20 protein-coding genes and 1 pseudogene are annotated in these 24,807 nt (G+C 70.2%); 10 read left to right on the forward strand and 11 right to left on the reverse strand.

Annotated elements, in window-relative coordinates; genetic code table 11:
• Window positions 1–216: 216 nt before the first annotated feature.
• The 4 genes and pseudogenes from AC0VYN_RS11025 to AC0VYN_RS11040 form a co-directional block, all read left to right on the forward strand.
• Window positions 217–2,373, forward strand: a complete 2,157-nt coding sequence (locus AC0VYN_RS11025) for an AAA family ATPase (RefSeq protein WP_385468106.1) — start codon at window positions 217–219, stop codon at window positions 2,371–2,373.
• Between the two features lie 76 nt (window positions 2,374–2,449).
• A complete protein-coding gene (locus AC0VYN_RS11030; RefSeq protein WP_475535827.1) occupies window positions 2,450–2,803 on the forward strand; it encodes a hypothetical protein in 354 nt (117 codons plus the stop codon).
• A gap of 417 nt (window positions 2,804–3,220) precedes the next feature.
• A complete protein-coding gene (locus AC0VYN_RS11035) occupies window positions 3,221–3,541 on the forward strand; it encodes a hypothetical protein (protein WP_359752695.1) in 321 nt (106 codons plus the stop codon).
• Window positions 3,538–3,627, forward strand: a pseudogene (locus tag AC0VYN_RS11040) (GNAT family N-acetyltransferase); the annotation flags it as partial. The gene AC0VYN_RS11035 and the pseudogene AC0VYN_RS11040, both read left to right, overlap by 4 nt.
• Window positions 3,628–3,672: 45 nt before the next feature.
• On the opposite strand, the gene AC0VYN_RS11045 reads toward AC0VYN_RS11040, so the two are convergent.
• From AC0VYN_RS11045 to AC0VYN_RS11060, 4 genes are all read right to left on the reverse strand, one after another.
• Window positions 3,673–3,819 carry a hypothetical protein gene (locus AC0VYN_RS11045; protein ID WP_475536854.1) on the reverse strand — a complete coding sequence of 49 codons (147 nt, stop codon included), beginning with the start codon at window positions 3,817–3,819 and terminating at the stop codon, window positions 3,673–3,675.
• Window positions 3,820–4,109: 290 nt separating this feature from the next.
• On the reverse strand, window positions 4,110–4,676 hold the full coding sequence (locus tag AC0VYN_RS11050) for a cupin domain-containing protein (protein ID WP_475535828.1): 567 nt from the start codon (window positions 4,674–4,676) through the stop codon (window positions 4,110–4,112).
• 1,127 nt (window positions 4,677–5,803) lie between these two features.
• On the reverse strand, window positions 5,804–6,475 hold the full coding sequence (locus tag AC0VYN_RS11055) for a response regulator (RefSeq protein ID WP_475536855.1): 672 nt from the start codon (window positions 6,473–6,475) through the stop codon (window positions 5,804–5,806).
• Between the two features lie 141 nt (window positions 6,476–6,616).
• The gene (locus tag AC0VYN_RS11060) at window positions 6,617–8,680 is read right to left on the reverse strand and encodes a sensor histidine kinase (protein WP_475535829.1); all 2,064 of its coding nucleotides are present in this window, start codon (window positions 8,678–8,680) and stop codon (window positions 6,617–6,619) included.
• A 312-nt stretch (window positions 8,681–8,992) separates the two neighbouring features.
• Here AC0VYN_RS11060 and AC0VYN_RS11065 point away from each other — a divergent pair, with 312 nt between their 5' ends.
• On the forward strand, window positions 8,993–10,582 hold the full coding sequence (locus tag AC0VYN_RS11065; protein WP_475535830.1) for an alpha/beta hydrolase: 1,590 nt from the start codon (window positions 8,993–8,995) through the stop codon (window positions 10,580–10,582).
• Between the two features lie 800 nt (window positions 10,583–11,382).
• Here the strand turns inward: AC0VYN_RS11065 and AC0VYN_RS11070 are convergent.
• From AC0VYN_RS11070 to AC0VYN_RS11080, 3 genes are all read right to left on the reverse strand, one after another.
• Entirely contained in the window at window positions 11,383–12,498 is a 1,116-nt protein-coding gene (locus AC0VYN_RS11070) for an MFS transporter (RefSeq protein WP_475535831.1), read from the reverse strand.
• Between the two features lie 229 nt (window positions 12,499–12,727).
• Window positions 12,728–14,122, reverse strand: a complete 1,395-nt coding sequence (locus AC0VYN_RS11075) for an amidohydrolase family protein (RefSeq protein ID WP_475535832.1) — start codon at window positions 14,120–14,122, stop codon at window positions 12,728–12,730.
• 212 nt (window positions 14,123–14,334) lie between these two features.
• Window positions 14,335–15,102 (reverse strand): Atu4866 domain-containing protein, encoded by a 768-nt coding sequence (locus tag AC0VYN_RS11080; protein ID WP_345594217.1) that lies wholly within the window; start codon window positions 15,100–15,102, stop codon window positions 14,335–14,337.
• 390 nt (window positions 15,103–15,492) lie between these two features.
• On the opposite strand from AC0VYN_RS11080, the gene AC0VYN_RS11085 reads away from it, so the two are divergent.
• Entirely contained in the window at window positions 15,493–15,792 is a 300-nt protein-coding gene (locus AC0VYN_RS11085; protein WP_190097637.1) for an Atu4866 domain-containing protein, read from the forward strand.
• A gap of 189 nt (window positions 15,793–15,981) precedes the next feature.
• On the opposite strand, the gene AC0VYN_RS11090 is transcribed toward AC0VYN_RS11085, so the two are convergent.
• The 3 genes from AC0VYN_RS11090 to AC0VYN_RS11100 form a co-directional block, all read right to left on the reverse strand.
• On the reverse strand, window positions 15,982–16,854 hold the full coding sequence (locus AC0VYN_RS11090) for a helix-turn-helix transcriptional regulator (protein WP_190097636.1): 873 nt from the start codon (window positions 16,852–16,854) through the stop codon (window positions 15,982–15,984).
• Window positions 16,855–16,939: 85 nt separating this feature from the next.
• Complete coding sequence (locus tag AC0VYN_RS11095) at window positions 16,940–17,815, reverse strand: helix-turn-helix transcriptional regulator (protein WP_359752678.1); 876 nt, start codon at window positions 17,813–17,815, stop codon at window positions 16,940–16,942.
• Between the two features lie 371 nt (window positions 17,816–18,186).
• The gene (locus AC0VYN_RS11100) at window positions 18,187–18,864 is read right to left on the reverse strand and encodes a GntR family transcriptional regulator (protein WP_359752676.1); all 678 of its coding nucleotides are present in this window, start codon (window positions 18,862–18,864) and stop codon (window positions 18,187–18,189) included.
• Between the two features lie 150 nt (window positions 18,865–19,014).
• Here AC0VYN_RS11100 and AC0VYN_RS11105 point away from each other — a divergent pair, with 150 nt between their 5' ends.
• Together AC0VYN_RS11105 and AC0VYN_RS11110 are read left to right on the forward strand one after the other, a co-directional pair.
• The gene (locus AC0VYN_RS11105; protein ID WP_055469143.1) at window positions 19,015–19,437 is read left to right on the forward strand and encodes a VOC family protein; all 423 of its coding nucleotides are present in this window, start codon (window positions 19,015–19,017) and stop codon (window positions 19,435–19,437) included.
• Complete coding sequence (locus tag AC0VYN_RS11110) at window positions 19,434–20,195, forward strand: SDR family NAD(P)-dependent oxidoreductase (RefSeq protein ID WP_359752674.1); 762 nt, start codon at window positions 19,434–19,436, stop codon at window positions 20,193–20,195. The genes AC0VYN_RS11105 and AC0VYN_RS11110 overlap by 4 nt, the downstream gene beginning before the upstream one ends.
• A gap of 378 nt (window positions 20,196–20,573) precedes the next feature.
• Here the strand turns inward: AC0VYN_RS11110 and AC0VYN_RS11115 are convergent, their stop codons facing one another.
• Window positions 20,574–21,047: a hypothetical protein gene (locus AC0VYN_RS11115; RefSeq protein WP_397629779.1), complete on the reverse strand. Its 474-nt coding sequence runs from the start codon at window positions 21,045–21,047 to the stop codon at window positions 20,574–20,576.
• A 696-nt stretch (window positions 21,048–21,743) separates the two neighbouring features.
• Here AC0VYN_RS11115 and AC0VYN_RS11120 point away from each other — a divergent pair.
• Together AC0VYN_RS11120 and AC0VYN_RS11125 are read left to right on the forward strand one after the other, a co-directional pair.
• Window positions 21,744–22,844 carry an IS110 family RNA-guided transposase gene (locus AC0VYN_RS11120; RefSeq protein ID WP_356558462.1) on the forward strand — a complete coding sequence of 367 codons (1,101 nt, stop codon included), beginning with the start codon at window positions 21,744–21,746 and terminating at the stop codon, window positions 22,842–22,844.
• A gap of 838 nt (window positions 22,845–23,682) precedes the next feature.
• Complete coding sequence (locus AC0VYN_RS11125; protein ID WP_191835362.1) at window positions 23,683–24,450, forward strand: IS5 family transposase; 768 nt, start codon at window positions 23,683–23,685, stop codon at window positions 24,448–24,450.
• Window positions 24,451–24,807 lie beyond the last annotated feature (357 nt).

A 24,807-nucleotide genomic window follows, 5' to 3' on the forward strand; every position in this document is an offset into this window, starting at 1 on the left:
ACGGACAGTCCGGATGTCTGTGCAAAAGCGTCCGGGTGCACGTACTCGTTCTCCAGGACGAGCAGGAGAGCGACCTCGTCCGGTCGGCCGATCCGCGAGTTCGCCTCGAAGGCGGAGCTCGCGGACGACCGGGACGGTTGGACTGGAGGGGTTGACCGATCCCTTCGCAGAGGAGTTCCGGTGAGTCCGGGACCAGTCCCTACCCGAGCCGACCCAGTGAGCGGCAGCAACGCCACGGACCCCGCCGGCTCCTGTGGTGGCGGTCTGCTCGGCGAGCACGTGGCCGCCGCACGTGCCCGGGCCTTCGTCGGCAGGGCGGCCGAGCGGGACGCGTTCCGAGCGGCGCTGGCGGGAGAAGCCGAAGCCCGTCCCGTCCTCTTCGTGCACGGGCCCGGCGGTATCGGTAAGTCCGCCCTGCTGCACCGCCTGTCCTTGGACGCGACCGCCGCCGGCAGGACGGTGGTGTGGGTGGACGGTGCGAGGACACCGGCGGACGCCTGCGGTCGCCTGGATGTGTTCCGTGATGTCCTTGACGATCCCGCAACAGTCCTGTTGGTCGATTCCCTGGAGCGGTGCACCGGGCTGGAGGCGTGGCTGCGCGAGAGCTTCCTGCCCGACGTACCGAGTGATGCGGTCGTGGTCATGGCGTCAAGAACCCCGCCGCAGCTCGGCTGGAGAACCGATCCCGGCTGGGCCGCCTGCGCCCGGTCGATGAAGTTGCCCGCGCTCAGTGCGGAGGAGACCAATAGGGTCCTGGGCGACCAGGACGTGCCGCCGCCCCTGAACGTGTGCGTGCGGGAGTTCGCGGGCGGCAATCCCCTGGCTCTGTCCCTGGTCGCGGCCGCCGCCCGCACAGGTGGGGAAGCAGGGTGGTCCATGGACGGGGGCGTCTCCCGACGGCTGACCGCGGTCCTGTTCCACCGTCTCGTCGGCGGCCTTCCCACCGAGCAGCACCGACGGACTCTGCAGGTGACCGCCCGGGCGGGGACCGTCACGGAGGAGTTGCTGCGCGCCGAACTCGGCGCCGGCGCGGCGGCCCGGTCGTTCGCGTGGCTGCGTGCGCAGCCCTGGGTGACGGCCGTCGGATGCGGCCTGCTGCTGGACGAGGCGGTACGCAACACGGTCGCGCACGACGCCAGATGGAACGACCCCGACGGGTTCGCCGCTCTGCACGAGCGCCTGCACGACCATCTGGTGGAGCAGATACGCACCGTGCCTTTCGGCCGCGCCCTGGACGCTGCGGCAGCCCTGCACCGCCTGTACCGGGACATCACGGTGCTGCCACCCGCTCATGAGTGGACCGCGCGGGACAGTCACGAGGATGAGGCGTGCAGACCTGTGGACGAGGCCGTCGTGCTCGGCCTGATCGCGGACTGCGAGGGGCCGGACTCCGCGGAGAACGCACGGTTCTGGCTGCGTCACCAGCCGGAGGCGTTCAGGGTCCGGCGGCCAGTCCCGTACGGCCCACCGCGAGCCTGTTCGGCCTGGCTGAGGCTGACGGCGTATGAAGGGGAGACAGCGGATCCCGTGGTCGCCGCTGTCTGGGACCACGTCCGGCGGCACGGGCCACTGCGGGCGAACGAGCGGATTTCGGTGGCCCGCTTCCACGCCGGCCCGCAAGAGCGACGGGACGCCTCATCGGCCGTGGCGCTGTCGCTGCGGTGCCTCGTCGCGGAGACCGTGCGGACCGGCGGACCGGCCTGGGTGTTCTTCGTGCTCCGGGACGACGGCGACGGCGTCTGGGACGGGGCGCTGCGCCGGCACGGGCTGCTTCCCACGGAGCACCGCTGGGACGTCGGTGGTCTTCCCCAGCGTCTCTTCGCCCGTGACGTGCGGGTCTTCCCCACTTCCGACTGGCTGCGCGGGCTGCTGCGCTCCGTGGCGGGTGAGGGCGACGGCCGCGACCCCTGTCATCGGGTGAACGGTGCCGGCCTCGTCCGCACGGACGAGGCGCGGACGCCGGCGGGTGCACTGTCCGAGCGGGAGTTCGCCGACGCCGTGCACGCGGGACTGCGTGCGTTGCGGCGGCCGTCGGAGCTCGCGCTGAATCCGTTGCGGCGTAGCCGGGTGGCTGCCGTAGGCGGTGCAGACCTGGCGTCCGTGCTCCAACAGGCCGTCTACGAGCTGGCCGAGGAGCAAGGCGGGCACGGACCGCACCAGGCCGCGGTGACCGCGTTCGTCGAAGGGACGGCCACGCACCGGGCAGCGGCCGAACGACTGGGTGTGTCACTGAGCACCTACCGCCGTCATCTCAGGACTGCGGTCGAGCGCGTCTCGGCTCGTCTGTGGCATGAGGAGGTGTACGCGTCCGGTGTGCCGGACGGGTACACCTCCTCCGTGGGCGACCGGGAACAGAGCCGCGTGGACCGCTGACGCACGAGGGCGGCAGCCGGAAGGGCGGCACCCTCGTGCGGGTCTATGCTTCGCGGACTAGGTGCAATTCCTCCTGGTGGCCGAGATCGCAGCGGATTCCGCGCGAAAGGATCGGCTCATGGATCGCATGCATGTTCTCGTCGCCCTGATCGCTGTTGTGGCCCTTGCCCTCACTGCATGGACCAAGCCTCTCAAGGTGTTGTCCTTCTGGCCCCTCGTCATCGTCTGCATGATCTCCTACCCCGTGGGCGCACGGCTGTTCTCAGCGTTCGAGAAGGAGCGGTCCGGCGGTGCGTGGGTCGAATGGACCTTCCTGCTCAGCGTCGCCCTTCTGATCACCGTGCTCGTCGCGTCGGCCCTCCGGTTCCTCACGTCCTCCCGAGGCCCACACACCGACCGTCACGCCTACCACCAAGACCCCGACGCGTGAGTGTCCCTCTCCCGTAGTCCGGTGAACCTTGATCTGTGACGGCCCGGGGTTCCCCTGAGTTCGGAACGCTGCTGCGGCCCCGGACCGAGAGGTCGTGTCGGTGAGCGGGGCGCGGGGCGCGTGTTCCGAACACTCCGTGTCGTTCGGCAGCGTCGCCGACACGGCTGTTCAGCCCCATGCTTCGACGGTCAGCTTCGTCATGGACGACAGCCTCCCGCTCCGGCCGGGCCCGCACGGGAATGACTCCCCTCCAAGGGGCCGAGATCCTGTCACGCCGGGATCCTGTCACGGGGGACGACGCCGCAGCCGACGGTGACGAGCCTCGGTCGGTGGCCCCGCAACGGCTGTCGGCGGTTGCCGCACTCCTGCACCGTGCCCTGCCCCCGCCTTCTCTGACTCCATAAGCCGAGGACCACTATGCCCGCCCCCGCTGCGATGACCACCGCACCCCATCGCCCCCGCCTGCCGCACACCGGGACCCGCACCATCACCCGTCCCGCTACGCTCGATGACTTCGACGCGGTGAACGCGCTGCACAACCGCTGCTCGCTCGAGACGCGCTTCGCGCGCTACCAGGCCGCCCGGCGTTCCCTGCGCCGAGGCGAGTTCCACCACCTGACCCGCCCCGACCTGGGCCTCACCTGGGTCACCCACCCGGAGGACGATCCACAGCGACTCATCGCGACCACCAACCTGGTCCGCACGACCGAGCCCGCACCGCCGAACTCGGCATCATGATCGAGGACCCGTGGCAGAGCCGTGGCCTGGGCACCACGCTGGCGCAGCACGCCCGGGAGCAGGCCCGCACCTTCGGCTGCTGCTCCATGAGTGTCATGACCGGCTTGGACAACGTGCGCATGCTGAGAATCCTAAGGACGCTCGGTGCCTCCCGGCCCGCCGTTCACCGCTCGACCGCCGACCTCACAGTCTCCGTCGAGCAGCCGTAGCCGCTGCTGCCGGGCACCGGTGTCCTCCAGGACCGCACCGATCAGCTCGGGATCGATGATGTCGGTCAACTCGCCCAGATGGCCGGGCGCATACACGTCGAGGGCTGTCGCACCGGACCTGACGCTGACAGAATTTTGCGGCAACGGGACCTCCGGGACACTCGCAAAGGCTTCGACACCATGCGAACTACCAGAGGTCCCGCCTTCTCGACAGGGCGCACGAACCCTTAACGCACTGGCGTTGCACACAGCGGGACGCCAGCTTGGCGCACCGTGGCCGGTGACCGGTATGCGTCTGGTGAACGTCCGCCCAAGCACCGGGTACGGCGGTTGCGGCGGCGTCGCGGAGGGGCTGTCGTTCAGCCGAGGGTGTAGCCGTACTTCTCGGCAACCTCACCCATGGCGACCACATCGGCCGGGTCGAGGGGAGGGCCGACCTGGCCCCGGACACCGGGGCGGCCGATCTCCTGGAACATGCCGTCCATGCCGCCAGGCACATAGAGGAAGTACATGCGGGCGGGGTGGCCCGGGCTGGTGTTCTTGAAAGAGTGACGAACGCCCTTGGGGACGTACACAACCCCTCCGGGTTCGACGTCGAACTGCTCGTCACCGGCGGTCACACGAAGTGTTCCGTCAAGAAGAACGAACGTCTCGGACTCGCCATGGTGGGTGTGCGGCGGGGGGCCGGCATCGGCCGGAACGATGGCCTCTGCCAGGGACAGTTCACCGCCGGTGTCAGCGGCGCTGAGCAAGGTGGTGTAGGTGTCCCCCACGAGGAACACCGGGTAGCCGCCGTCCGGCGGTATGTGCAGTGGGGGCAAAGACATGGTTCGTACTTTCTTGCGGGTGCGGGGAGCGCTGTGTTGCGCCTTGCTTGCGGGAAGAGGCGCGGCCTGTGCCCGAACCACGGGCACGTCGGCCGCCACCTCGCGCCCATCCGGTGCCGGGAACGGTCGAAGAGCAGTCGGCGAAGATGCTCGCCGGACGGGTGGCGAGAACAGCGCCGCTCGTGGAGGGCGTGTCGTTCTCGGGGGTGTCGCGGGGGTGTCGCCGGGGCAGTGACGGCGGCCCGCCGGATCGGCCCGTTGCGTCGACGACTGCGGAGCGTGTGGTCTCCCAGGAGTCGCCGGAAGGATCGCCTGCCCGCCGTTGGGGCCGGGTAGTTCGCGCCTCGGTGGGTCCGTCCGCCAACAGCATGAAGGGGCGGCAGAAGCGGGCGGCCGCGGTCAGCTCCTCGGGAGCCCTGCTGCCGCTCGTCTGCTCGCCGATGCCGAAGAAGACGAAGGCGACGGCGCGTTCGCCCTCAAGCGGGTTCCTTCCCAGACGGTGGGTGCAGGCACGGTGGGTCCCATCCTCCTCGTGTATCGAGCCTCTCGTCGGGGCTGCGGGACATATCCGAGCACACGATGCCGCGATACGGCGGCTGGACGAGTGACAGCAACATGGCACCTTGTGTCCCTCTTGTGAGGAATGATTCGCAGGGTCGGCGGCCGTCTCGCCGACCGTCGAATGACGCACTCCAAGAAGCGCCGATCGCCTCGACCGTCAGCGGGATTCACTTCCGCGAAAGGCATGAGGGGAGGTTCATGGTCAGAAGAAGCCTTGAATTATGTAGGGAAGATGCCGTACAAGCGGCCTTCGCGTTGCTTCAGTAATTGATGTGGCGCGACTCGTCGATCACCGGCAGGAGCAATGCGCCGTCTCGTCCGTCCGCGAACCCCGTGTCTCGACGGCACGGATCGTCGCAGTGAGATCACGGAACGACCCGTGCGGGTTTCGTGACCTGCTCTGCCGGTGGTCTTCGTGGTCGTACCTGCCGAGTAGCAGCGCACGGGGAGCGGACAAAGGCCCGGTGGTGACTGTTCCGGGGCCTGGCCCGTCCGCGCTGGGCGGCCTTGCTTTCGGGGTCCAGGACGGCAGGCGAAGAAGACTGGGCGGAGTCGGCCCGCGCAGGGCAGCGGCGGCGCAGTCCACCGCGGGTCCGCGATCGCGACTGCCGGCTTCGCGGCCAACTCTCCCTCTGATCGCCCTGGTGCAGGCAAGCGGAGGGCGCTCAGAGAGTCGGCGTCACCGACGGGCGGACCAGCCCACTCTCGTAGGCGAAAATGGTCGCCTGCACACGATCCCGTAGGCCCAGCTTGTTGAGCACTGAGCTCACGTGCACCTTCACCGTTCCCACGGCTACTTCCAGACGCGCGCCGATCTCCGCGTTGCTCAGGCCCGTGGCGACGAGGACGAGGATCTCGCGTTCGCGGTTGGTGAGGCTGTCCAGCGCCCTCGTGATCTCCGGAGGGAAGGAGGCCCCCCGAGCGAAGGCTGCTATCAGACGTCCCGTGACCGCGGGCGCGAGGACGCCGTCACCGGAGGCGACCACCCGTATCGCGGTCAGGAGGTCCTCCGGCTCGGAATCCTTGAGCAGAAAGCCGGAGGCCCCGGCGCGCAGAGCCTCGTAGACATAGGCGTCGAGGTCGAACGTGGTGAGCACGAGAACCCGGGCGCCGCTGCCGTGACTGGTGATCAGCCGGGTCGCCGTCAGTCCGTCCATACCCGGCATGCGGATGTCCATGAGCACCAGGTCGGGCGCGAACTGTGCCGACATCGCCACAGCCGCGTCACCGTCCGCTGCCTCGCCGACCACGGTCATGTCGGCCTCGGCCGTCAGGATCGCCACGAAACCCGCGCGGACGATCGCCTGATCGTCCACGACCAGCACACGGATACCGATGGTCCTGCTCCTCTCTTCACCCGCACCGGGGCCACTGTCTGCGCCGCATCCTCCCATGGAGGCGGTGCGCGGGAACCACCAGGTCGGCGTGCGCATCCAGAGGCCGCCACGCAGTCGCCGACCTGTCGGCACGGGCCACTTCTACATGCGAGGGGTGTTCGCCACGACGGCTCTTCGAGGCGCTTTCGGCGCTCTGCCGGCGTCCAGGCTTCCGAGCAACTGGCGCATGGCGCTCAGTGTCGCCCGCGTAGCGGCGGCCACCTGCTCCAGGCTGCCCTCCTCAGCCGAGGAGATCATCCGGTCCGTCTGCCGGAGCACCGTCTCCCGCAGACCGACGGCGACTCGCTGCCGTTCGCCGTGGACCATGGCCCTCGTGCTCGACAGCACAGTGGTGAGGGCCGTGTCCTCCCGGCCCAGTTCCCGCCGGCGACGCCTGTGCATCAGCCATCCCGCCCCCCAGGCGGCCATGCATCCCAGGCCGCACAGGACCAGCGTCCAGCAGGCGAGGAACAGCACGAGAAAAGGCCCGGCCGGGTCTCCGAGCAGCGTCCCGTCGGCGGCGAAGGCGGCCGTCAAGGAGATCGCCGACGGGAGAACCGCGGCGGGCACGGACAGAAACGACAGCCGTGAGCCCGCCGGACATGTCAGTGGATGCGCCGTCGGCGGCGGGACGTTTCGGCCGGAGGGCACGGGCGCGGTTCTCAGGACCCGGCCGTACGCCGCGACCGCGTAGACCGCGGCCGGTGCGACGATGCCGCCGCCGAGGAAGCAGATCGCGGAGGACGGCGGCAGCGCACCACCGCGGAGCAGAACCGGCCACAGGAGGGCGGCGGCCCCGGTCACCGCCAGGACCGCCCAGGGCGCGTGGCGGCGCCACAGCAACGGCAGTGCGTGGAGGGTCAGCACCGACACGAGCAGCAGGCATGTGCCGGCCTCGTAGCCGGCGTCCTCCGCCTTCGTCAGGGCGACGCCCGACGCCACCGCGGCGGCCGAGCCGAAGACCGCCCTGTCCGCGATCCGCTGTTCGCGAGGAAAGTCGCGCCGACGTCCTGGGCTCGGCCGAGGGCCGGACGCGGCGTCGGGGAGCACGGCGTGTACGCGCCAGCCTCCGTCGGGGCGGGGTCCCGCGGACAGCCTCCCGCCGAGGACGGCGGCACGCCGGTGCATTCCTTCCACCCCCCGGCCGGAGCCGATCCCCGCCGTGCCGGTGTGCGCGCCGCCGGGCGGCCTGCCGTTGTCGACGGTCAGATGCAGGGTGTCCCCGTCCCGTTGCACCCGCACGCTGACCGCGGCGCCCGGCGCGTAGCGAAGGGCGTTGGTCAGGGCTTCCCGGATGATGCCGTGGGCCGCTTCCGCCGCGGGTCCGGTGAGATCAGCGGGCAGGGAGACGGAGACGGGGCGGCCCAGCCTGCTGAATCCGGCGATCAGCGTCTCGATCGGAGCGGTCATCGCCTGGGGAGCCGGTGGGTCGTCCACCTGCATGACCGCTACGAGACGCCGCAGTGCGGACTGGGTCTCCCGTGCGGTGCGGCGCGCGAACGCGAGTGCCTCCGCGGCCAGGTCGGGCCTGCTGTCACCGAGCCTGCGGGCGGCCTCGACGGATACCACGACGGAGGTGAGGTGGTGCGCGCTGATGTCGTGCAACTCACCGGCCAGCCGTTCCCGTTCCGCCTCGGCGGCCTGCGCCTGCTGCTGCTCGGCACCGGCCAGCCGCTCCGCCGTGGCCCGCCGTTCCCGCAGCCAGTGCCGGCGGCCGGTGCCGAGAGCGGACACCAGCAGAAAGGGGCCGACGCCAGTGAGCCAGTCGGAGAGGAGAAGACCGCCGACGCCGTGCCGTGCGGCCGCCTGCAGGAGCTGGACGACGGCGACAGCCGCGGTCGCGCCCAGGCCGACGGGCCAGCTGCACAGAACGGTGGCGGTGAACAGCGCCACCATGACCGCCAGCCCTGGTACCAGGCCCAGCAGGTCGGGTGGCGCCAGGATCTGTCCCACCACGGACACCGCGACGATGACGCCCAGGGCGGCGATGGGTGCCCGGTGACGCCGATCGAGCGCCACCACAGCGAGCGTCGTGGCACAGAAGGCGGTGATCCACTCAATGGTGTCCGGCGGCTCCTTCGAAGACGCAACGACGCTGAACCACAGCAGCAGTTGCGCTCCCATGAACAGTACCGGCAGTGGCCTGACCCGACGTCCTTTCCCCATTGGCGCAAGTGTATGGCCGGGTGTCGCCCTTCCCGTCACCGCGGGGTTCAAGGGGTCACGCGGTGCCGGCCCTGCGGTCGCGCCACCGCTCTATGTCCCGCGGACTAGGCGACGATCCTTCCGGCGGGCGACGGGGCGGCACGTTCAGCGCGAAAGGATCGGCACATGGATCGCGTCGTCGCGTCGAGCCTCCGGGGGGATCAGGTCCTTCCAGGGCACACGCACCGACCGGTACGCCCACCACCACGACTTCGTGTGAGCGGCCGTCCACTGCGCCCGTATCACCCACACCAACTGGAGACCGGCACAAGCATGCCCGCACAACCTCGCATGTCCCGGACCGCTGTCGCCCTGGCGTCGCTCGCCGTGCTGGCGGCCACCGCGGTGACAGCCTGCAACCCCGAGACCGCCGACGACGCTCGCGGCGATGCCGCGATACCCGCGGTGCCCACCGCTCTCAGCGAGCAGGAACTGAAGTGGAGCGCGTGTTCCGCTCCGTCCACGGCCCAGGGCGGCGGAGACAGGCCCGAGAAGCTGCCGGACGGAACGACGTGGCAGTGCAGCACCATGAAGGCTCCGCTGGACTACGCGGACCCCGACGGCGAAACCATCGATCTGGCCCTGATCCGGGCGAAGGCGTCCCCGGACTCCGGCGAGAAGCGCCTCGGGTCCCTGGTCTTCAACTTCGGCGGCCCCGGCGGCTCCGGGGTGCTCACCCTCCCCCTCGCCGCCGGCGACGAGTACATGACGCTTCACAAGCGCTATGACCTGGTCAGTTTCGACCCTCGCGGGGTTGGGGACAGTGCCGGCGTGCACTGTCTGGACACGAAGGCCATGGACGCCTGGCTGGCCGCGGACGCCACCCCTGACGACGCCACGGAGGAGAAGGCCCGCGAGCGTGGGGTACGCGCGTTCGCCCGGGCCTGCCAGAGCGAGTCGGGCGCGGTGCTGGATCACGTCGGCACCCAGGAGGCGGCACGTGACCTCGACCTGATGCGCCACGTCCTGGGTGACGAGAAACTCAACTACTTCGGCATCTCCTACGGCACACAGCTCGGCGGCGTCTACGCACATCTCTTCCCGAAGCGTGTCGGGCGCTTCGTCTTCGACGCCGTGGTCGACCCCACCGAGGACGCCCTGAACGGTGCCCTCGGCCAGGCGAAGGGGTTCCAGGGCGCACTGCGCAACTTCCTGGAGGACTGCGCACGGCAGGACTCCTGCTTCTTCGAAGGCACGAACCCGCAGCAGGGCGAGAAGGACATCATCGCGCTGCTCGAGCGCCTGGACACCGACCCCCTGCCCACGGAGTTCGGGCGTCCCCTGACTCAGAGCCACGCCCTCAACGGCATCGCCGCCGCCCTCTACGACCAGGAGAGCTGGCTGCTGCTCAGGGGCGGACTGGCCGCCGCCATGGACGGCGACGGCAGCGCACTGCTGCTGCTCTCCGACCTCCTCAACGAACGGATCGACGACGACGGATACGCCAACATCAACGCAGCCAACACCGCGGTGAACTGCGCGGACTACAAGGACCGCTTCACCCTTGAGGACGTACACCGTCACCTGCCCCGATTCCGCACGGCATCTTCGGTGTTCGGCGACTGGATGGCCTGGGGGCTGTTCCAGTGCACCGGCTGGCCCGCTGACGGCCACGCACCCACCGTCGAGGTGTCGGCCGACGGCGCGAACCCAGTCCTCGTCATCGGCAACACCGGTGATCCGGCCACTCCCTACGAGGGTGCCAAGAAGATGGCGGACGAACTGGGAGAGAAGGTCGGCGTCCACCTCACCGTGGACGGCGAGGGGCACGGCACCTACGCCGTCAACGACTGCCTGACCGAGCTGGTCGACGCGTATCTGCTCGACGGGACGGTCCCGGCGAACGACACCGTCTGCTCGTGACGTCGGCGTCCCTGCCGCTTCCCTGAGCCACCGTCCCCCGCGGCGGGCAGGTCCGCTGCCCCCCAGCGTGGACGGTGCCGTGGGCCCGCCCGGCCCAGGCCCGACGGATCACCAAGGTCTGCGTCCGGCGGGTCGCCGCCCGCACGGCTCAGGGACCGGGCCGCCTGGAGCCCGGCGCGGTCCCCCGGCGGCCACGACGTCCCACCCGCCCCGGTGCTCCTCGTGCTGTGGGCGCGCCCCTGCCGAGGTTCCGTAGGCGCTGAACGGTTGGGGGCGGATGGCACAGCGCGGACAGTGTCCGCTCACCGTTGACCATCCCGTGCGACGCGACGGTCCGACCACTACATCGGTGCCGATGACAGCCGGGGCTCGGACGGAGGCCCGGCTGGGTGCGGTACCACCGGGTTCGGGCCCCGAGGGCACCGTCCAAGGGCGGTATCCGGTCCGGTGAGGCGGAGGGTCCGGAGACTGCCCATCGTGCCAGGGACGACGGTCTCGTGACGGAAGGGTCTCTGATCAGCGGTGAGGAGGGGACCGGGCCGGAGGTTGTCGCCCCAGGGTTCCGGCAGACCGTTTCCGCTGCCCGTCCGGACAACGCGTCTGCTCCGTCCGATGCGCCTCGATGACCGGCATCCGCACCGGACGGACTCCGCTGCCGAGCCCGGCGCGTTCGGCCGGCGGCGGTTCCGGCTCTCGCGGGCCGGCCCGTGGTACGCCGGGGGAGCAGCGGTCGGCGTACGGCTGTCGGGGGAGGTCCTTGCGGGGGGCCGATGCGTTGTGTGCCGGGCCGATGGCGGGGGTCACGGGGTGGAGTGGCGCATGGCCGGCAGGATCAGGGAGGCGCCCAGAAGGAGCACCCCGGCGACGACGAGCAGGATGCCGTCGAAGCCGAGTCCCGTGAGCGCACCGGCGAGCTGTGGGCCCAGGCTGGCGCCGATGAACATGCTGCACCCGTAGAGGGCGACCGCCGCACCACGTGCCTGCGGGGCGTTGGCGTTGATGGTTTCGACGACCGCGGGCGCCGCTACCGCGACGGCGGCCACGAACAGCAGCAGGGCCAGGGCGAGCAGCGCCGTGTGACCGCCGAGGAAGGAACCGGTGGCGACGGTGAGAGAGGCCAGAGTGAAGGCGAGGGCCGCGCGCAGGGGCGCGGGCAGCCGCCCGAGCACGGGGACCAGCAGGGGTACGGCGATCAGGGCGGGGAGCGCGCTGGCCCGCAGGGCGAGGATCGCGGTGGCATCGCCGGTGACGGCCGGTGGGCCCGCGATGGCCACCGCCGTGTAGAGGGAGACGAAAGCCGTCATCAGGGCGACGGTGGACAGGCACAAGGCGCCCAGCCGCGGCTGTCGCAGCAGCCGCGGCATCGCCGCGAACGCCTGCAGCAGTCCGCCGTCGGTGCCTCCACGCGGAGTGGGTCGCAGGACCCGGCGCACCGGGAACAGGTTCAGGGCCATCAGCACGGCACTGATCCAGAAGACCGCACGCCAGCCGATTCCGGCCGCAATGGCCTGCGCACCGACCTGAACAACGACGGCGGCGGCGAGCATGCCACTGGTGATGCAGGTGAGGGAGGTGCCGCGGTGTCGAGGCGCGATGTGCCGGACGACGTAGGAGAGCGCGGCGGGGGCGAAGGTCGCTGCGGTCAGTCCCTGCAGGCTGCGCAGCACGACGGCGGTGGGAAGGTCGGAGACCGCGCTGACCGCCGCGGTGGACGCCGTGGCGGCCGCGAGCCCCACGGTGATCACGGCGCGTGGTCCGTAGCGGTCGCAGAGCGGGCCGGCGAAGAGGAACCCGGCTGCGTAGGCGAAACCGAACGCCGTCGCCGTCCACGTGACCTGACCGGGTGTGGTGCCGAACTCGGTGGCCATGGGGTGCAGTAGTGCCAGGACGGTGTACATCTGACCGACCATCAGCATGCCCAGCGTGGTGAGCAGTGCTGTGGTCCTGGCGGCCGGGGCCCAGCCTGGTGGCCGATCGGGCGTTCCGCTCCCGGTTGTGTGATCGAGTGCGCTGGTGGGGTGGGGCATGGGGACTCCGAAAGAACGTCTGGTGGCCCCGTGTGCGGCATGACCGGCCGATGGCAGGCGCCGGGGACCGGGTCGCCCCCGGCCGGCGAGGGGCCGGCCGGGGGCGGTCACGGGATGATCAGGCTGCGTGGGTGTTCAGCACGTACTCGCGCGAGGCGTGGACCTCGCGACGCAGGGCGGGCAGGTCGACGTCGAGGACCTGTCCGTCCCACTTGCGGGGCTCGCCGTTGATGAGGACGGTGCTGATGTTGCGGGCGTCGGAGCCCAGTACGAGGGTGCCGATCGGGTCGTTGAGCGGCATGTTGTTGAGGTCCTCGGCCTGGATGACCAGCAGGTCGGCCTTCTTGCCGGGGGTGAGTGAGCCGGTGACGTCGGCGAGGCCGTTGGTGCGGGCACCCTGGAGGGTGGCGAAGTCCAGGACGTCGTGGGTGGTGATGCGGACCGGCTGCCGGCCGGTGCCGTGGGCGGCGTTGACGGCCCGCATCCGCTGGATGGCGTGCAGGGCCCGCATCTGGGTGAACATGTCGCTGGCCAGGGCGACTTCGACGTCGATGCTCAGTCCGGGACGGATGCCGACGGACAAAGCCTCGTCGACGGCGGGGATCGCGGTCTCCAGGCCGATCTGTGCGTCGGAGGTGGGGGCGAGGGCCACGGTGGTGCCGCTTTCCCCCATCGCCTTCCATGCTTCGGGGCTCAGTCCGGTGGCGTGGATCAGGGTGACGTCGCTGCCGAGGATGCCGTCCTTCGCCCAGTTCAGGATCACCTCGGAGGAGGCTGTCCCGAAGACCGCGTCCACGCTCACCCCGATGCCCAGGTCCTTGGCGACGCGGGCGAGTTCGGGGCCGTAGGCGAGGGCCGGGCCGGCGATCTCGTCGGTGGCGAGCGTCGCCAGGCGCAGGGTCAGCAGCTGGTCGTCACTGTGGAAGTACTTCTCCCTGAGGCGTGTCAGGTCGCCGGGCCACTGCTTGTCCCAGTCACCGAAGTGCGGGCCCATGGAGGCGTGTACACCGCGGATGCCGGTGTCGCGGAGGGCCTCGACGGCGGCGTCGGAGTGTTCGGGGGTGCGGGAGTTGTGGGAGAAGTCGAGCATGGTGGTGATGCCGCTGTCGATCGCGGTGAGGGCGGCGAGCTTCGTGCCGGTGTACATGTCCTGGGGCCGGTAGACGGTGGCGTAGCCGGCCAGGGTGGACATGACGTAGGCGCCGAGGTCGTCGACGTCCGGCATGATCCGGCGCAGCTGGGCCTCCCAGGCGTGCCGGTGGGTGTCGACGAAGCCGGGGCTGAGGACGGTGCCGGTGGCGTCGACGACCACGGCGTCACCGGCCTCGAGACCGGGACCGACGGCGGTGATGGTGTCGCCCTCGACGAGCAGGTCGGCGTTGGGCAGGACACCGAGGTCGGCGTCCATGGTGACGACGGTCGCGCCGGTGAACAGGATGCGCCGTTCTTCCGCGGGGCGACGGCGGAGCTGTTCGAGGGCGGCCGTGGCGGCGGTGCCGTTGACGTGGGTCATGGAAAGAGCTGCTTTCAGTACTTCGGGGAGGGGGAGGGCTGCCGGGAACGCCCGGCAGCCCGGTTTCCGGTTCTGGCGGGGCCGGCCCCGGCAGCCAGGGCGCCGTTCACCCGGGCGTCGTGCGTCCAGGACCGAAAGGCTGCGGAGGCACGGTCCGGACCCGGTGTTGTCGCCGTGTGTGCGGGCGGCTCGGCCGTTGCCGGCCGGGCGGTTCAGCCCAGCTTCATGACGTAGCCCGCGTGGTGCAGCTCGTCGCCCTTGAACTCTCCGTAGGCCCAGAAGCCGAGGTCGTCCAGGTAGTCGATGCGGTCGCCGTCGATCCAGAACCGCCCCTGGTAGGCGTGGGGGCGGCCGCCCCGTGTCTCGTCGTAACGGCCGTCCGCGGTGAGTTCCTGGTGCAGGAAGTCCTGCCGGTCGATCCAGACGCCGAGCCGCGGGCTGCCGGTCAGGTCCGGAGCGGCGGGGATACCGGCCTGGGGGGTTGTGGGCCCGCCGGGGATTTCGGTGCCCGACCACCGGACGGGACGGCCGGCCGCGACCAGTGCGCGGACCTGCTCCGGGCGGGACATGAGGGTGGCCACCGCGCTCGGCACGTCGGCGGCGAGTGCGTCGGGTACCACCAGGAAGTCGGTGTTGTTGCCGGGCGTCAGCGTCGCGACGTACTCCGAGCGCCGGCCGCGGCCGCCGGCCAGGGCGACGGTGTCCACGACGGCGGGGACGATGGTCGTGCCTGTGCAGTCGACGACGATGGCGTTGTCGTCCTGTGCCGCGGTGATGATGCCGGGGCCGACGCCGACGATCAGGTCGCCGACGAACAGGATGTCGGCACCGGTCATGGTCCCGATCAGCGGGTCCATCGTCACGATCCGGGCGTTGGTGAACAGGACGGGGCGGCCCCCGTCGTTCGAGAGGATCTCGTCGAGCGCCTCCGGGTGCCAGCTCAGGGCGCCGGTGTGGGCGTGGGTGTCGTTGGTGGTCATCGTTTTCCTCAGGGGTTCGGCTCTTCGGTCCGCCCGGCGAACGAAGCGGGCTTCCTCACGGGCGGGTCGCGGCTGCTCGGCGTCACGGCAGCCGCACGACCACCAGGTTCGTCCGGCCGGAGAAGCGGAACCAGGCCGCCGTGCACCCGGGTGCACGGCACCCACCCATGCCCGGCCGGAGGAGAGCGGCGGGGGAGCCGGCACGATGGCCGGCGAAGAGATGGCGAGTCCGGCACAGGCCCGGTGCACCGCGTCCGAGACGTCGGTCCGTCCCGGCACGGCACTCCCGCTGCGTTCCGGCCCGCATTCTGGGTGCACGGCTCCCAGGAAGCCCGTACCCGGGGGTACGGCGGCCTGGCCACTTCCCGTGACGGGCCCGAGAGTGAGGCCATGACCAGCAACGACACGCCTCGCGCTCCGCACCCGTACGTCGGGATGTGGGTGACCGCGGACGGATTCATCCGCCAGGAACTACTGCCGAACGGCCGCTACGACGAGGCCCGCGGACGGCGCCGGAGTGCCTACACCGGCCGGTACACCGTCAGCGGCAACCACATCGACTACGTCGACGACACCGGCTTCACCGCCACGGGGGACGTTCGTGACGGGGTTCTCTTCCATGAGCATCTGGTGCTCTACCGTGAGGGCGATCACCGCATCCGGCGGGACGGTACGGGGTCGCGCGGCTGAGGACCCCCTCCTGGACTCCCGTCGGGCCGTCGGCTTCGGGCTGCGACTCCGAGAGCGGGCGGCCGACGGTGTGGGGCACCGTCGGCCTCACAGGCTCTGACATGCCCGCTGTCACAGCGAGGGCCCGTCGCCGGCCGACGGGCCCTCCTTCTCGTTCAGGGCCCCTCCACGAGCGGGCTCACACCACAGTCAGCTGCCGTCGAACGACAGCGACACCTCCCGCACCATCTCCACCGGTGCCTCTCCGTCGGCACCGGACCGGAGCACGGCGAAGGCGGCCGCGGTGGCGCTCGCCGGCTCTGCCTGGTAGACGACCAGCTGCTGATGCGGGGCTCCCCCGACGGTGAAGGCCGAGAACTGGATCTCCAGAGCACCCACCTCGGGATGCGACAGGTACTTCTCCTGCTGCGTCTTGCTCCTGACCTCGTGCCGTGCCCACAGCCCGGCGAACTCGGGACTCCTCCCGCGGAGCGTGTCGACGACCTCGGTGATCCGCGGGGACTCGGGGTCGTGTCCGAAGGCCGCACGCAGTTCGGCCACGCACGAGTGGGCGGAGTCGTCCCAGTCCCTGTAGAAGGCACGTCCCGCCGGGTCGAGGAAGACCATGCGAGCCAGGTTGTCGAACCGTTGGAATCCGCTGTGCAGGGCCGCGGCGAGCGCATTGCGCGCCAGGATGTCCAGGGCCGGGCCCAGAACGAAGGCGGGGGTGTCGGGCCAGCCGTCGATCAGCCGCAGAAGGTGGGGGTGGACCCTGTCGTCGCCGGCCGGAACACCGCGACGTTCCTGGGGCGCCCTGGTGAGCCTGCGCAGATGGTCGTGCGCCTCGTCACTGAGGCGCAGGGCGGCGGCGACCGCGTCGATCACCTGCGGGGACGGGCTGGACTCCCGTCCCTGTTCCAGGCGCATGTAGTAGTCGGCGCTCACCCCGGCGAGCATGGCGACCTCCTCACGGCGCAGCCCCGGCACCCGCCGGCGCCCGTGCTCCGGAAGCCCCACGTCCAGCGGTTTCAGGGCTTCGCGCCGTGCTCTCAGAAAGTCTCCCAAGGGAGTGGTGTCGCTCATTGTTCCAACCTAACGGAGAGGCCGGCCCGCCCTTCGTCCCTCTCGTGCGGGCCTGGCCGGTGGACCCGGCCCGAACGGCGGCGACTCAGTCGAGCGCGGCGCTGGCCGCTGGCTCCTCGGCCACTGCGCCGGCACTGAGGGAGCCGAGCAGGGACAGTGCGTCGGCGGACGCCGTGCCTGGTTCGGCCTGGTAGACGACGAGCTGCTGCGTAGGGGCGCTGTTGACGGTGAAGGACTCGAAGTGCAGTTCCAGGTCACCGACCTGAGCATGGTGGAAGCGTTTCGCCTCCCGCGTCTTGGCGCGCACGTCATGCCGCGCCCACAGCGTGGAGAAGTCCGCACTTCTCAGGGACAGCTCACCTACGACCTGGCTCAGGCGCGGATCCTCGGGATCGATGCCGGCCGCACGGCGCAATGTGGCCACCGTCGACTCGGCCGCACGGTCCCAGTCCCGGTGAAACCGCCGCGCGACCGGGTCCAGGAACGTCATGCGCAACAAGTTGTCACTGTGAGTGAAGTCGGCGTGAAGAACGCTCGCGAGCCGGTTACGGGCCAGGATGTCCAGTACGGGGCTCATGACGAAGGCAGGCGTGTCACGCCACGTGTCGAGGAGACGCCTGAGGTGCGGGGCGACTCGTTCCACGCGCGGTGCTCGGCGTGTCCGGCGGGTGGTCGGGCCGGCCACGCGGTGCAGGTGGGCCATCGCTTCGCCGTCCAGCTGCAGTGCCCGCCCCACGGCCTCGAGGATCTGTCGGGACGGATGCCGCTCGCGGCCCTGTTCGAGACGCGTGTAGTAGTCGGAACTCACCCCCGCGAGCGCGGCCACCTCCTCACGTCGCAGACCGGGCACCCTGCGACGACCGGAGGTGGGAATCCCCACGTCGCAGGGGCGCAGGCGGGCGCGCCGCGCCCGGAGGAAACCTCCCAGCGTGTTGTCGACGCACTCCTTCTCTCTGTCCATACGTCGAGGCTAGAGCGGCGCGACGCACTGCCGTAGGGGCGAGGGAGGGTGCGCTTACCCTGGGAACAGCACACCCTGGACAGTCACACCCCTGTCCGAGTCGACGACGGCCTTGCTCTCCGAGGGCGGCACAGGCCGAGTGCTTCCCACCCGTCGCAGGTGAAGCGCCGCGACTCCTCAGCACTGTCTTGGCATGCGTCTGCCTGGCCGGTCCGCCCTGCGCCGGGAGATCCGAGCCGGTACGACGTGGTGACGAACCGGAACCGGAACCGGAGCCCACCCACAGCCACTCGCCGCTTTCCGGCTGCCTGGCGCATACGGGCACGCTCAGGTACGGCTGGACGCCTCGGTGCCTGACGTGGTGCCTGACGTCACGGTGCGGTCGGCAGACCGGCCAGCAGACTGCGCCGCGCGGATTCCACATGCTCTTCGGCCCGGCGGGCCAGCGTCCGGATGTCGCCGGAGCGCAGGAGAGCGGCCAGCTCGCGATGCTCGTCGACCACGCGTGCGCGGTAGTGGTCATAGGCCACGTCGACGCGGCGCAACTGGAACAGGTGCACCTGAGAGCGGATCGCCTTCCAGGCGGAGGTGAGCCTGCCGTTCCCGGCCGCGGCGTAGATCTGGTCGTGGAAGGCGATGTCCAGCGCCACCAGCCGGGGGGCGTCACCGCCCTCGGCGATCTCGGCCGTCATCTCGGCCACCAGCCGATCCAGCGCGGACAGCTGCTCCGCGGTCGCGGCTCGCCGCGCGGTGGTCGCGGCCAGGCGGTCCAACGCGGCCCGCAGCGCGTAGACCTCCTGCGCGTCCTCGGCCGTCACCCTGATGACGGTGGTGCCGCGGTGCCAGCCGCCACGCACCAACCCCTCGTGCTCCAGCTGGGCCAGTCCTTCCCGGACCGAGCCACGGCTGACCCCGAGGCGTTCGGCCAACTCCACTTCGCGCAGTGGGGCTCCGGGCGGAAAGTGACCCGAGAAGATCGCGGCGCGCACCAGGTCGGCGGCTTCGTCGGCCAGCCCGCGCCGGGCGGCCTTCGGCAGTGCAGATGACATGCCGCCATGTTGACATCCGGACAATCGGAACCACCAGACCGGCCAGGCGACTCGCCCCGGACTTCCAGCCGACTCTTGTCCTAATGTTGACATTAAGACATCGGGTGGGTCAGGCTGCCCTGGCCGCCGACTCCACCAGAGGGGACCCCGATGCCACACCGACCCGCCTTCCACCTGGCAGTCCCGGTCGACGACCTGGTCGCCGCCCGCGGCTTCTACGGACAGGTGCTGGGTCTGCCCGAGGGGCGCAGCGCCGATCACTGGGTGGACTGGAATCTCGAAGGCCACCAGTTGGTGACCCACCTGGTACCGACCGTGCCGCAGCCGGCGGGTACCAGCGTGGTGGGACAGCACCGGGTGCCGATCCCGCACTACGGTCTCCTGCTGCCCGAACAGTCCTTCCACCAGTTCGCCGAGCGGTTGCGAGCCGCGGGGGTGCGCTTCGACATCGAACCGCATCGCCGCTTTCCCGGCGAACCCGGCGAACAGTGGACCATGTTCTTCCGCGACCCCGCGGGCAACGCCCTGGAGTTCAAGTCCTTCCGTGACGAGTCGATGGTGTTCGCCCGATGAGGGGCGTGCTCGTCACCGGTGGATCGCGGGGCATCGGCCGCGCCGTCGCGAGGGCCTTCGCCGCTGGCGGTGACCGTGTCGCGGTGCAGTACGCCGGTCGCCGTGCGGACGCCGAACGGACGGTGCGCGAGCTTCCCGGCACCGGGCACACGCTGCTGCAGGCCGACCTGGGCGAGCCAGGTGCGGCCGAGCGGACCGTGGCCGAGGCGGTGGCCGCGCTCGGTGCCGTGGACGTGCTGGTGAACAACGCGGCCCTGGCACCCGCGGCGGACACCCGGCACCCCATCGCCGAGACCTTGCTGGAGCACTGGCAGCAGGTCTGGCGGCGGATGGTCGACGTCAACCTGCTGGGCGCGGCCGACTTGTGCTGGGCCACAGCCCACCACCTCGTCGACCGGGGCACCGGCGGGGCGATCGTGAACATCGGCTCGCGCGGCGCGTTCCGGGGCGAACCCGATTTCCCCGCCTACGGGGCCACCAAGGCCGCCCTGCACGCCCTCGGTCAGTCACTGGCTGTGGCCCTGGCTCCGCACGGCATCGCGGTCACCTCCGTCGCGCCCGGGTTCGTGGCCACCGAACGGCAGACGGGGAAGTTGTCCGGCCCGGAAGGCGAACGTCTTCGCGCGGAGAGCCCTTTCGGGCGCGTCGGCACCCCGGAGGAGGTCGCCGCCACGGTGCATTTCCTCGCCTCCCCGGCCGCGGCATGGGCCTCGGGAACCATCGTCGACCTCAACGGCGCGTCTCACCTGCGCACTTGACACCCAACCGTGCGAGAGAAGAACGGCGCGCGTGTGGGGCCCCGCCCACGCAGGGGACCAGCTCGGCCTGGAGGTGACGGTGCGCGGGAAACTGGAACCGCTGAGAACGAAGATGGCCGAGCTCGTCGATCGCGGCGGTACGGGCCCACGGCGAACGCAGCCCGACTCACCCGGCCGTCGTCGCCCTCGACCGACTCGGCATGACCGCTGCCCGAGCGACAGGAGTTGTCGCGCTCGGAGGTCCTGGCGCCGGCCTCGGCCGCACTCCGTGCCGCCGAGGCCGATCACCTCCCGCTCGAGCCGGGCGGCATCGGACCGTCCCTGCCACACCACGTGGCCCTGCAGCAGGATCCCCCGGGCGGATGCGCCTCTTCGGACCTACGCGCCGGCACGTGCTGCGCGTAGGCGACGGGCCTGGCTCACCAGCCGTGAGCTGCCCCGCCGGTCGGCTATCGGGTCGAGTCCCGGTATCTCGCCCTGGGCTCCGATGCGTTCGGCGCACTCGGCGACCACGGTGAGCAGTTCGCCGAGGCCACGGGACTCGGCGGGGGAGAGGTCTTTGGACAGGAGCGGTGGCAGTGCGTCACGCAGTACGGTCCAGACGGTGCGGTACGCGCTGGTGGACGCGGCCGTTCCCAGGGAGTCCGCCAGGCGGCTCGGAGTGACGATCCCGATGAGCATCAGCGCACCGAGGTCGGTGGCGAGCGCACCGGGATCCAGCTTCTTGCGTGCCGCCAACAGCAGCAGTGCGTCGACCGCGGCGATTCTGTCCTCCTGGCGCTGGACGCCGAGCCCGCCGGCCACCACCAGGGACGTCGCGGGCCCGCTCGCGCCGGGTGACTGCGCGAGCAAGGGCAGGACAGAGCAGACGTTCTAATGACGGACCCGGCGGGTTCGTCCGAAGGATCACGCCTCGCCGATGAGGGCAGAAACGTGTCGCGAAGCGCGGGCGGCCTTCCCGCTCCGCATCTCACCTGGCGTCGAAGGACTCCCGTGCCTCCTCGATCTGGGGCATGTACGTCCGTACCCAGTCCAGGAGGACATCGACGGGCGGGCGCATGTTTTTCCCCAGCGGAGCGACCCGGTACTCCACAGCCCCCTTGCGGTGAATGGGCCCCATCGGGGTGCTGATCACGGAGTGGAGCCGCTGCCGTAGCCGACGAGGTTACCACCTCCTTGCGTGACGCCCCCCCCGTCAATATCGGTCAGGAGTGGACGAAAGGAAACGTCTTGTCAATCCACCTAATCAGATTGAGCATCGGTTCGGGCGAAGCCATCCGGCAATGATCGAGTCATGCCGCTGTGCCGGGTTCGATGGGACGGTTGTGCAGCGCCATCCCGGACGGGGTCTGACTCGTGAGATCTATGACCGAAGTGTCCAGTCACGGACCTGTCGACTGCCGTTGCGGGATGCTGCCTGCCGCCGAGCCACAGGGCGTGTCCCAATAGGGGCCTTGCCACGATCAGGCGCCATCACGGTTCAGACCGCCCGAGCAGGCCGGTGCCATCCACCCAGCCAGCACGTCATCACGTGGGAGGCCGACCACCATGAAGACCCGACAATGCAGCACCTCCTCGAGCACGGATCCTCTCGTTCGGCGCGAGGTCGTCCTGGGCGTGGACACGCACGGCGAGGTGCATGTCGCCGCCGTGATCTCCCCGCTCGGGAAGGTCCTGGGAACCGAGTCCTTTCCCGCGACGGCGGCCGGCTACCGACAACTGCTTGTCTGGGCCCGCAAACGGGGGACGGTGCGCCGGGCCGGCGTGGAGGGCACGGGCACCTTCGGTGCGGGCCTGTCCCGTTATCTGCTTGCTCAGCAGATCCAGGTGTTCGAAGTCAACCGGCCCGACCGGTCGGCCCGCCGGTTGCTCGGTAAGTCGGACCCGCTCGATGCGCAGGCCGCAGCGCGAGCCGTGCTCAGCGCTCGCGCCCGGGCCCAGGCCAAATCCGGCGACGGACCCGTGCACAGCGCCCGGATCTACAAACTCGCCAAGGACTCCGCGGTCAAGGCCCGCACCCAGGCGATCAACCAGCTCAAGGCCGTCCTGGTCATCGCCGACCCCGCCCTGCGGGAACGCATGTCGAGCCTCGGCAACGCCGAGCTGTTCCGCACCTGTGCGCGCCTCGGCCCGCACGACGGTGGTGGGGGAGACGAGGACGCGGTGGCCCAAGCCACCCACATGACATTACGCATGCTCGCCGAACGCATCGAGCAGCTCACCGGACAGATCAATGAGCTGAACCAGCGACTGACCCGGCTCGTCGAACGCCACGCGCCGCAACTGCTCGTACCGGTGGGCATCGGTCCGGACAGCGCCGTCACCCTGCTGATCACCATGGGGGACAACCCTGAGCGGCTCAACACCGAGGCGTCCTTTGCTGCCCTTTGCGGAGTCAGCCCCATCGAGTACTCCTCCGGCCGGCGGAGCACGCGTCGGCTCAACCACGGCGGCGACCGGCAGGCCAACGCCGCCCTGCACCGCATCGTCTTCACCCGCCTGCGTCACGACCCACGCACCCAGGAGTACTACGAACGCCGCACCCAGGAGGGCAAGACCCGACGTGAGATCATCCGATGCCTCAAGCGATACGCAGCCCGCGAGGTCTTCAACCTGGTCAGACCAGCTTCCCGCACCCCTGCGTTATAGGGGCGTCGGTGATAGAGCCACACCCGCTGGGCAACACCCTGGGGGGGGGGGGGGGGGGGGGGAACCTCTGCCCGGGCCTATGGGACGAAGCTGCACCGGAACGTTCCGGTGCAGCTTCGTCATGAGACCAGCTACGCCGACGCGCACGATGCGGTTGGCGCCTCAGCGTCTGTGTGCCTGTGACGCTTTCGGGGGCGCACCTGATTTGCGATCGCACCTTGCCCACTCGTCCGTAAGAGAGGTGCGGGCTCCTCCTGGCGCGGCCCGTCATGTGGGGGGCGGGAGCAATTAGGCGGGTCGACTAGCTAGGGCTTGTAGGTTGCATTAGCTGATAGGCAGTCCCGGGCCCACACATCGGATCGATCGCGGTACGCCTCGTGCCCGTCAACCGCAGCCGTTCCTTCTGTGAATGCTGTGAGGCTGAACAGCAGGGCTTGTCCAGTTAGTTGATGTACGACCGGGGCGACGCTGGCGGCGGCGGCCGCGGTGACCGGGCCGCCGTGGGCGAGGGCGTTGCGGACCAGCCGCAACCGACCCAGAGTTCGCGTCCATCTGTTCTCCAGCTCCGTATACCAGGCGCGCACTCCTTCAGGGGTAGAGATCCGGTGGGCTGCGGCAGCGGTGCGTCGATGCTGCAGGGTGTGTCCCGGTAGAGCTGCTGCCAACGCAGGAAGTGCGGCAATCACCTCGGCCATGTCGACGCTGGATTCCCAACTTCCATGACGCAGTGAGCCTTTTCCAACCTGCCGTGCGGATTGAGCAGTTGGCCTGACAGCGAGGCGAAGCCCCTGGTAGATGGGTTTTCGACCAAGAGAACCGTCTCCACCAGAGGCTTCACATGCTTGTCTACTCGTCCGGCATCGACGTGTCCAGTTCCACCCTGCGCTTCCTCGCACGGCAACTGCGGGCGCACCATCGTGCGATCGGCTCCCGGTGGCGGCGGCTGGGCGCGGGCCGGCAGGCCCTTCTCGCGCTCGCTCACCTGCGGGTGGGACACACCTACGCCCAGCTGGCCGCCGGCTTCGGCGTCGGGACCACGACCGCCTACCGCTACGTCACCGAGGCCGTGGACCTCCTGGCCGACCTCGCGCCCACCCTGGCCGACGCCGTCCGCACCGCTTCGACGAAGGCGTTCGTCCTGCTCGACGGCACACTTCTGCCGATCGACCGCATCGCGGCCGACCGCCCCTTCTACTCGGGCAAACACAAGAAGCACGGGATGAACGTGCAGGTCCTCGCCGATCCCTTCGGCCGACTGCTGTGGGCCTCAGCGGCCCTGCCAGGGGCCGTCCACGACATCCGCGCGGCCCGCGAACACGGCATCGTCGACGCCCTCGCCCAAGCCGACGTCACCTGCTGGGCGGACAAGGGCTACCGCGGCGCCGGCGGCACCGTCCGCACCCCGTACTGGGGGCGCTGGAACAGCCTTTCCACCGGCCAGCAGGCGGTCAACCGGTCCCACGCGAAGATCCGTGCCCTCGTCGAGCACGCCATGGCCACCCTCAAGTCCTGGCGGCTCCTGCGGAAGCTCCGATGCTCCACCACCCGGATCACCGCCCTCATCCAAGCCGTCCTGGCCCTGCATCTGGCCAGCTCAGGCCGATGATGGAAAAGGCTCAGGCAGCAGGCCATTCAAACGCTTGGCGACCTGAACGCGTGGACCGCATAGGTGCGTGACCTCACCGGGGTGTTGTGTCGTCCGTTGGGCTTCGTACTGACCGCAAGGCAGGTCGGCGAGCCCCGGACTTCCGGGGGCGACAGCGCGTCGGCGGGTTCCTAGCGGAGAGCGAGCGGCGGGCCCGGACGAGGTCGGCCGATAGGGCGAATTCTTTCTGTGTACTCAGGCTGACTCGGCATTTCGCCCATGGCAGACGAGAAAGGGGCTCGAAGGACTGGAACCCTCTCCGGGTGTATGTCAACGTACAACACCTCGGAAGTGCGAGGTCGGTAAGCGACCCGCCTG

Source organism: Streptomyces sp. 63XJN7_1_ISO-PGPR-S23-121 (assembly GCF_056173025.1).

What these genes read in the sequence shown, in the direction of transcription:
- AC0VYN_RS11035 (WP_359752695.1), top strand. Translation starts at nt 3,221, where the DNA reads ATGCCCGCCCCCGCTGCGATGACCACCGCACCCCATCGCCCCCGCCTG.
- AC0VYN_RS11060 (WP_475535829.1), bottom strand. Translation starts at nt 8,680, where the DNA reads ATGGGGAAAGGACGTCGGGTCAGGCCACTGCCGGTACTGTTCATGGGA.
- AC0VYN_RS11065 (WP_475535830.1), top strand. Translation starts at nt 8,993, where the DNA reads ATGCCCGCACAACCTCGCATGTCCCGGACCGCTGTCGCCCTGGCGTCG.
- AC0VYN_RS11070 (WP_475535831.1), bottom strand. Translation starts at nt 12,498, where the DNA reads ATGCTGATGGTCGGTCAGATGTACACCGTCCTGGCACTACTGCACCCC.
- AC0VYN_RS11075 (WP_475535832.1), bottom strand. Translation starts at nt 14,122, where the DNA reads ATGACCCACGTCAACGGCACCGCCGCCACGGCCGCCCTCGAACAGCTC.
- AC0VYN_RS11080 (WP_345594217.1), bottom strand. Translation starts at nt 15,102, where the DNA reads ATGACCACCAACGACACCCACGCCCACACCGGCGCCCTGAGCTGGCAC.
- AC0VYN_RS11085 (WP_190097637.1), top strand. Translation starts at nt 15,493, where the DNA reads ATGACCAGCAACGACACGCCTCGCGCTCCGCACCCGTACGTCGGGATG.
- AC0VYN_RS11090 (WP_190097636.1), bottom strand. Translation starts at nt 16,854, where the DNA reads ATGAGCGACACCACTCCCTTGGGAGACTTTCTGAGAGCACGGCGCGAA.
- AC0VYN_RS11095 (WP_359752678.1), bottom strand. Translation starts at nt 17,815, where the DNA reads ATGGACAGAGAGAAGGAGTGCGTCGACAACACGCTGGGAGGTTTCCTC.
- AC0VYN_RS11100 (WP_359752676.1), bottom strand. Translation starts at nt 18,864, where the DNA reads ATGTCATCTGCACTGCCGAAGGCCGCCCGGCGCGGGCTGGCCGACGAA.
- AC0VYN_RS11105 (WP_055469143.1), top strand. Translation starts at nt 19,015, where the DNA reads ATGCCACACCGACCCGCCTTCCACCTGGCAGTCCCGGTCGACGACCTG.
- AC0VYN_RS11110 (WP_359752674.1), top strand. Translation starts at nt 19,434, where the DNA reads ATGAGGGGCGTGCTCGTCACCGGTGGATCGCGGGGCATCGGCCGCGCC.
- AC0VYN_RS11120 (WP_356558462.1), top strand. Translation starts at nt 21,744, where the DNA reads ATGAAGACCCGACAATGCAGCACCTCCTCGAGCACGGATCCTCTCGTT.
- AC0VYN_RS11125 (WP_191835362.1), top strand. Translation starts at nt 23,683, where the DNA reads ATGCTTGTCTACTCGTCCGGCATCGACGTGTCCAGTTCCACCCTGCGC.